This window comes from Sphingomonas sp. CCH15-F11, assembly GCF_001557005.1.
Classification (GTDB): domain Bacteria; phylum Pseudomonadota; class Alphaproteobacteria; order Sphingomonadales; family Sphingomonadaceae; genus Sphingomonas.
In genome coordinates this window covers 1-6,862 of the sequence record NZ_LSKG01000007.1, presented here as the reverse complement: position 1 = coordinate 6,862, position 6,862 = coordinate 1, and the positions used below count along the sequence as shown (strand labels likewise).

Genomic DNA, 6,862 nt, shown 5'->3' with positions numbered 1-6,862 from the left:
GATCGCCACGAGCCGCACAGCGATGGGGCGCGTGATCCGCACGCCCGGGTCGCCGCCGCCGGATTTGCCGCGCAGCATGGAAACCCCCACCACGATCATCACGCCTGCGAACAGCACCAGGAGATGCTGACCCGCCACCATCTTGCCCAGGGTGGAGCCGATCAGGGCGCCTATGACGCCCGATGCCCCGAAGACGAGGGCGCAGGGCCACTTCACGGTTCCGGCCCGGGCGTGCTGGATCAGGTTGGCGAAGGCATTGGCGGCCACCGCCAGCGCGCTCGTGCCGATCGCGACGTGCGGGTCCTTCATGCCCACGACATACAGCAGCAACGGCAGGGCAAGGATCGAGCCGCCGCCGCCGATCACCCCGAGGGTAAAGCCGACGACGACACCGGATATGAGCGTGAGGATGTCGACCGGCGTCATGGGTTTGCCCCGGGCCTGGCTGCGCGATAACGTTCCTGAAGGGCGAAGACGCCCATGCCCGCCAGCATCGCCACGACGAACACCAGCGCCGCCGGCGCTCCGAGGCTCAGGGCGACCAGGGCCGGACCAGGGCAGTAGCCGACGAGGCCCCATCCGACGCCGAACAAAGCCGCGCCCGAGAGAAGCTTCTTGTCCAGGGACCGGGACGATGGCCCATTGAACGCCGGTGCGAAAAGCGGAGCATCGCGCCTTCGGCCGAGTGCAAATCCCAACGCTGAAACCATGACGGCCGAGGCCAGCACCAAGGCAAGGCTCGGGTCCCACGACGGCGCGGCGACATCAAGAAACGCCAGAACCTTGCTGGGGGCTATCATGGCGGAGACGATCAGGCCGAAGCCGAAAATGAGCCCCGAGGCGAGCGCGATGAGCAGCTTCCTCATTGCTCAGAGTCCGATGACGTGTCGGGCGACGTACACAGTCGCGGCCGCTGTGATGAGGAAGACGCCTGTCGCGGCGAGCGAGCGGGGCGAGAGCCTCGCTATTCCGCAGACGCCATGCCCGCTGGTGCAACCACTCCCGAGCCGAGTCCCAAATCCCACCAGAAGGCCGGCTGCGATCACGACGGCGACTGGGGCCGGCGACGTGAGGTCCGGTAGCAGGCCGCCCGCCGCCCGGTAGAGCAAGGGCGCGGCGAGCAGGCCGACCAGGAATGTTGCGCGCCAGGCCATCTCGCCGCGGACAGGCGCAAGCACCCCGCCGACGATGCCGCTGATTCCAGCGATGCGCCCATTGGCGATCCACAGGAAGGAAGCCGAGAGGCCGATTAGCGCGCCGCCCACGATGGCCGAGAATGGGGTGAAACCCTCCATCGTCAGGATTCTCTGCTCTCAGCTTCGTCACCGGCGCAAAAGAGTGCGTAGAGTTCCGTCAGGATCGGCAGCACGCGCTCGGACGTGATGCGGTAGAATATCGTCGTTTTCTCCCGCCGTGTTCCGACCAGGCCTTCGTCGCGCAGCGTGGCCAGATGGCGGGACAAATTCGACTGTGTCAGTCCGAGGCGTTCGCCCAGATCGGTTACCGACAACTCCCCGCCGAGCAGGCTGCACAGGATCATCAGACGGTGCCGGCTCGCAAGCGAACGGAGGAACGCTTCCGCTTCGCCGGCCTTTTCCTCCAGAAGCTCCGGAGACATTTTAACGAGGGAAGATGGCACAGTTGCTCCAAACATCTTATATGTAGCATATATGATGGAGTGGTGTTCGATCAAGCGCCAGCTAGGAGGTTCCCCCCGTGAGCTACTATTTCGCCAAGCCATCGAGGCTCCTTCGAAGCGCCGGAGTGCGAGGTAACCCCATGCTGATCGACCAGGCTGTCCGTATCGCTTCCGAGCTGCGCTGCACGCTGGGACAGATTTAGATGCTCGATCGACGTTCGCTGTTGGCTGGCGGAGCGGCATTGTTCGCAACCACCGCTTGCTCGCGCTCCACGCCGGGCCTCGGCGGGGGAGGTGCAAACCCGCTTCCGATGCCGCCGCTGTTGGACGCACGGCCTGGCCGCTCATTCGCGCTACGGGTCCAGTCCGGAACGACTTCATTTTATCCAGGCCGGCCGAGTGACACGCTCGGGTATAATGGCAGCTATCTCGGACCGACGATCAGGGTGCGCCGTGGCGACGACGTGGCGGCTGTCGTGACCAACGGGCTCAACGCGGACACGACTGTGCATTGGCACGGGCTTCTGATCCCCGGAGAGCTGGATGGCGGCCCCCATCAGATCATCGCGCCGGGCGCGACCTGGCGGCCCACGCTCCCGATCCGGCAGCCCGCAGCGACCCTCCTTTATCACTCACACGTCCATGGGTTGACGGCCGAGCAAGTCTATTCGGGCCTGGCTGGGGCGTTGCTGGTAACCGACGACGAAGAGCAGGGCCTGGGGCTCCCGTCAGAATATGGCGTGGACGATCTGCCCCTGCTCATCCAGGATCGCCAGTTCGAAAATGGTCGCCTTGTCATGCCAGGCGGCATGATGGTCGCCATGCAGGGCCGGCGCGGCGACACGATCCTTGTGAACGGCGCGGTGAATCCGCTGGCGGCGGTGCCAAATCGGTTGGTTCGCCTGCGGCTCGTCAACGCATCGAACGCGCGGATTTATGAGCTGTCGTTTTCCGATCGGCGGAGCTTTCACTGGATCGGAACCGAAGGGGGGCTGCTCGAACACGCAGTGGCATTGGAAGCCATAACCTTGGCGCCGGGCCAACGTGCCGAGCTTCTCGTGGACTTCACGGACGGTAGGTCCGCCTCGCTGGTGACGGCGGCTGATACCAACAGCTCGATGATGGGCGGCATGGGTATGATGGGGCGTGGCGCCCGAAGGACCGATGCCGCGGCACCAGCGACCGTGCTGCGGTTTGAACCACGGCCGTTGGGACAGGCTCGTGCCAGCGGCGTCGTGCCGACCCTTCTGGCATCACGAACTGGGCCCGACGCCAGCAAGGCGGTGCGCCGTCGCCGTCTGAGCCTCAACATGGGCATGGGCGGCATGATGGGCTCAGGAAGCGGCGGTGGCGGCCTTACGATCAATGGCAAGCCATTCGACATGAATCGCATCGATGAGACGGTGAAGCTAGGCTCCACCGAAATATGGGAGGTGTCTGGCGAAATGATGCGCCACCCGATCCATATTCACGGCGTCCACTTTGATGTTCTCACCCGCGGTGGCGGGCAGCCCGATGTTCTCGACCAGGGGCCGCGCGACACGGTCCTCGTCAAGGAACCGGTGGAGCTTCTCATCCGATTTGATCAGCCGGCCAAGAGCGCTCCCTTCATGTATCACTGCCATATCCTTGAACATGAGGATAATGGAATGATGGGCCAGTTCAGTGTTGCGTAGGCGTAGGCTCCCACTTCTGGAGAGTTTATGCAGCGCCTACCGTCCAACAGGAGAGCAAGGTTGCCAAAAAGAGCTTTCGCCACATTTCTGCTCGCGGCAACGATGCTGACCGGCGGCACCTCGCTAGCTGCACAGGATAATCTGGTTTATCCCGTAATACCGGGATTTGGCGGGATCGTGGCCGTGCCCAGTGCTGCCGAGCGGCCCGATCCCAAGCTTCGCTACCGCGTCTTGTTCAATGTCACCAAGGCCGCAAGCTCTCCCGACAAAGTGAATCCCAGCCTTGAGAAGGTCGCGCGCTTCGTGAACCTGCTAGGCGCGGACAAGGTCCATCCGGCTGGTGACATCGCCGTCATCATTCATGGTCCCGCGACCCCGCTCGTCCTGCAGAACGCGCCATATGCGGCGCGTATGAAGGTAGCGGCCAACCCGAACGCTGCGCTGATTGCCGCTCTCCAGAAAGCCGGTGTTTCAATCCGCGTTTGCAGTCAGGCCATGGTCGGAAATGAGATCATGCCGAACCAAGTGGCTTCGGGCGTTGAGATCGATGATTCGGCGCTTACAACCTTGGCGAATCTACAAATCCGGGGTTACGCGCTCATCCCGGATTGAAAGGTGCGATACCCCCTCACCCGCAGCAGCCCGCCACGGTCCCGTTCGCCTTCGCCTCCTGAATCGGAGGGCATGGGACATCGCCGAACGAGCAGAACACGCAGCAGTCGCCGGCCAGGGGCCGCAGCACCGCCGCGCAATGTCGGCAATCATAGAAGAACTGGCAGGCGTTGGTGGGCATCGTCTCGGTCGCGACACCGCCGCACTCGGGACAGGTCAGCGTGGAGGTGAGCTGCATCAGGAAAGCGCCTTTATAAGCGGCGCTTCAATGCGATCCCATATCAGCGCGGTCAGCGTCAGGGTCGTGCCGATCGTGAGCATGATCGGAGTTGCGCGGGACGGTAGGGTCACGGTGCAGGACCGATCCGCAGCGCAGGTCCTCCGACGCCGCACATACGCCCACCACCCGGCAGCCAGGCCGACGAGGGAAAGCGCCGTCAGGGCCCAGCGCAGAGGCATCAGCGCGGCGAAGGTGCTCGACAGGCCCGCCCCCACGCCCAGCGCCGCCAGCGCGAGCGGCAAGACGCAGCAGGATGCGGCGGCTAGGACCGCGCCGAAGCTCGCCAGCGCACCCAGGGCGGATAGCCCCGCGTCGGCGCGGCGTGGCGATGCGGAAGCGGCCAGGGTTTCGTGCGGCAAAATCCTTTTATTCATCAGTCGTCTCCGGCGGAATAACCCCCTAATGCCTCCTGTAGCGGCTACAGGAGCAAGCGAATTATGAGGGATGAGAAAGGCCTAGCTATCGGCGAGTTGTCGCGCCGAACCGGCGTGAACATCGAGACGATCCGCTATTTCGAGCGCGTCGGCATTGTGGCGACCCCACCCCGCACGAGCGGGGGCCGGCGAGTATATGGGGCCGGCCACGTCCGCGTCCTTGGATTCATCCGTGGCGCGCGTGAACTCGGCTTCACCCCGGCCGAGGTGCGCGCGATCCTGTCACTTGGCGGTCCCGCGCAGGCGTCGTGCAGTGAGGTCCGCGAGATCGCGGCCCACCACCTGGAGCGGGTTCGCGCGAAAATGGCAGACCTAGCGCAACTCGAAAGCCTGCTTGCCACGACGATCGACCGTTGCGAGGGCGACGGGGCGGCGAGTTGTGCCGTGATCGAATTGCTTGACCAATATACAACCACTTAGGTGTCAAAACCGGTCGGTTGTGACACCGCCATCCTGCCCTAGCGTTTCCGAGGGTTTGCAGGTGTCACAACCCCGTGCCGAATTTTCTGAGCGTCGCTCAAATCAGCCATCCGGCTACGGCTCGCTCGGGCCACATTCCTAGCTTGAATGATGCCCGCCGCCGCTCAAGCTATTCTCAAACGGCCCTTTAGAACCCCGTCCGGGACGTGGTGTCGCAGGATGTGCGCAGGAAGCTGAGCGCCTCGGTGACCCGGCGTACGGCGTCGTTGTCGCCGACGAAGATGTCAATGCCGTCATAGGGCTGTACGCCGCTCCTGATCTCGACCGAGGATTGCGGCGCGTTCGTCGAGTAGAGCGGCCGGATGGCCACCACGCGGTCGAGCATGACCTGGATCCTGCTTTTGTCGGCGAGCGCCATCGTGACCGCGCAATTGCCTTTCACCGTGACCGTAACAATCTTCGCGCTTCGCACGAACCCCGGCCAAGGCTTCACTTCCGCGGGTCCGCGCGTCAGCATATCCTGAATGAACGTCGACGCCCCAGCCGCCGTTCGTGGCTTCGCCGGCGCTTGCTCCTGGGCGATGCCGGCGCTCGGATACTCCAGCGCGAGCAGGCACAACAGGATCAACTTACTGTGCGGCATACGAAAGCTCGGTGAATTTCAGGGTGGATGTGGTCGGAGGCGCGGACCGCCAGGGCGCGATCATACGGCCCATTGTATAATGGTCGCCGACGCCGTTGCGCACGTCGCCCGCGGTTCTGAGGTCGGCGCAGATCGTATATCCAAGCCGCTGGTAAAGCGCGAGCGCACGTTCGTTGCGCGTCGCCACGAGAATGACGAGAAAAATGAAGCCGCTCCGTCGCGCCCACGCCTCCCCGGCCGACACCAGGTCCGAGCCTAGCCCCAGCCCCCGCCACCTCTGCCTGAGCGCTAGGCTGAACGAGGCGAACTCGGCGGCTTCCTCGCCCAGCACACCGTGCACGTCGATGTATCCCAGCAAGCTTCCGTTTCGCTCCAGAACGAAGATGCCCCGCTCGCTGCGCGCGACGGCGGTCAACTCCTCCAGCGTGCGCCGTAGCAGCGCCCGACGATCCGCGACGTCGAGCACCATGTGCTCCGTTTCGGCGCTCAGCACGATCTTCAAACGTGCAAGCGCTTTGGCGTCGGCGACCGAGGCGGCGCGCAGTACGATCGGCGACTGCCCTAGGGTCAACCTGACAACGTGCGCGGGATGCCTGCGCGCGCGGTTTATGCCGATGGGCGTGCTGGGGAGAGCACTCCGGCTCAAGAGGCGGCGGCCGCTGCTTGGGTGGGCTTGCCTCCAACCGGCAGTCGCAGGGTCGAGCAAGCTCCAACCATGACGGCCTTGAAGCGCGCGACATTGGAACCGATGGCCGTCCAGCGAGGCTGATCACGGTTGGTGGCGATGATAAGCCCGGCCAGGTTGCCGACCACCGACACCAGATCGACGGCCAGCGCGAAATACGCCCCTGCGAGCAGGTTATGGGCCAGCCAGAATGGAGCAGCGACGAGAAAGGTCGCTTTCATCCGGACAATCGATCTCTGGGACCGCGCGCGCATGCTGATCACACTGGCGCACGCCACGAGCGCGGACAGCGCTCCATGCCAGGTCATGATGGTGAGCAGCATCAACGCGACCAGCATCAAGCCGTCCAGCGAACGCCGGCGATGAGGATCGCTCGATGTGATCGCGACCAGAAGCTGCACGAGCGACAAGCCGCTCGCGGCTGCGGCGGTGAACGCCCCCAGAAGCGCAAAATGCATCGCGAAGGCCAGGGC

Annotated in this window: 12 protein-coding genes; 3 read left to right on the top strand and 9 right to left on the bottom strand. The window is 64.2% G+C overall.

Annotated elements, in window-relative coordinates; translation table 11 throughout:
• The 4 genes from AX709_RS01135 to AX709_RS01120 form a co-directional block, all read right to left on the bottom strand.
• A partial coding sequence (locus tag AX709_RS01135; RefSeq protein ID WP_156454093.1) for a sulfite exporter TauE/SafE family protein occupies window positions 1–426 on the bottom strand: 426 nt, incomplete at its 3' end.
• The gene (locus AX709_RS01130; protein ID WP_004213266.1) at window positions 423–866 is read right to left on the bottom strand and encodes a DUF6691 family protein; all 444 of its coding nucleotides are present in this window, start codon (window positions 864–866) and stop codon (window positions 423–425) included. The genes AX709_RS01130 and AX709_RS01135, both read right to left, overlap by 4 nt.
• A gap of 3 nt (window positions 867–869) precedes the next feature.
• Complete coding sequence (locus AX709_RS01125; RefSeq protein WP_004213265.1) at window positions 870–1,295, bottom strand: YeeE/YedE family protein; 426 nt, start codon at window positions 1,293–1,295, stop codon at window positions 870–872.
• Between the two features lie 2 nt (window positions 1,296–1,297).
• Window positions 1,298–1,639 (bottom strand): ArsR/SmtB family transcription factor, encoded by a 342-nt coding sequence (locus tag AX709_RS01120; protein ID WP_197418919.1) that lies wholly within the window; start codon window positions 1,637–1,639, stop codon window positions 1,298–1,300.
• A 203-nt stretch (window positions 1,640–1,842) separates the two neighbouring features.
• Between AX709_RS01120 and AX709_RS01115 the strand changes: the two genes are divergently transcribed.
• Window positions 1,843–3,315: a multicopper oxidase family protein gene (locus tag AX709_RS01115; RefSeq protein WP_007016074.1), complete on the top strand. Its 1,473-nt coding sequence runs from the start codon at window positions 1,843–1,845 to the stop codon at window positions 3,313–3,315.
• A 102-nt stretch (window positions 3,316–3,417) separates the two neighbouring features.
• Window positions 3,418–3,927: a DsrE family protein gene (locus tag AX709_RS01110; RefSeq protein WP_007406276.1), complete on the top strand. Its 510-nt coding sequence runs from the start codon at window positions 3,418–3,420 to the stop codon at window positions 3,925–3,927.
• Between the two features lie 16 nt (window positions 3,928–3,943).
• Here AX709_RS01110 and AX709_RS01105 read toward each other — a convergent pair whose 3' ends face one another.
• Together AX709_RS01105 and AX709_RS01100 are read right to left on the bottom strand one after the other, a co-directional pair.
• Window positions 3,944–4,165 carry a GDCCVxC domain-containing (seleno)protein gene (locus AX709_RS01105; protein WP_004213258.1) on the bottom strand — a complete coding sequence of 74 codons (222 nt, stop codon included), beginning with the start codon at window positions 4,163–4,165 and terminating at the stop codon, window positions 3,944–3,946.
• Window positions 4,165–4,566, bottom strand: a complete 402-nt coding sequence (locus AX709_RS01100) for a mercuric transporter MerT family protein (protein WP_007406269.1) — start codon at window positions 4,564–4,566, stop codon at window positions 4,165–4,167. The genes AX709_RS01105 and AX709_RS01100 overlap by 1 nt, the downstream gene beginning before the upstream one ends.
• A 78-nt stretch (window positions 4,567–4,644) precedes the next feature.
• Here AX709_RS01100 and AX709_RS01095 point away from each other — a divergent pair, with 78 nt between their 5' ends.
• Window positions 4,645–5,061 (top strand): MerR family transcriptional regulator, encoded by a 417-nt coding sequence (locus AX709_RS01095; RefSeq protein WP_021224446.1) that lies wholly within the window; start codon window positions 4,645–4,647, stop codon window positions 5,059–5,061.
• A 187-nt stretch (window positions 5,062–5,248) separates the two neighbouring features.
• Here AX709_RS01095 and AX709_RS01090 read toward each other — a convergent pair whose 3' ends face one another.
• The 3 genes from AX709_RS01090 to AX709_RS01080 all read right to left on the bottom strand — a co-directional run.
• Window positions 5,249–5,704 carry a hypothetical protein gene (locus AX709_RS01090; RefSeq protein WP_066485853.1) on the bottom strand — a complete coding sequence of 152 codons (456 nt, stop codon included), beginning with the start codon at window positions 5,702–5,704 and terminating at the stop codon, window positions 5,249–5,251.
• Window positions 5,691–6,275: a GNAT family N-acetyltransferase gene (locus AX709_RS01085; RefSeq protein WP_066485850.1), complete on the bottom strand. Its 585-nt coding sequence runs from the start codon at window positions 6,273–6,275 to the stop codon at window positions 5,691–5,693. The genes AX709_RS01090 and AX709_RS01085 overlap by 14 nt, the downstream gene beginning before the upstream one ends.
• Window positions 6,276–6,346: 71 nt before the next feature.
• On the bottom strand, window positions 6,347–6,862 hold a 516-nt coding region (locus AX709_RS01080), incomplete at its 5' end, for a YgjV family protein (RefSeq protein WP_066545863.1).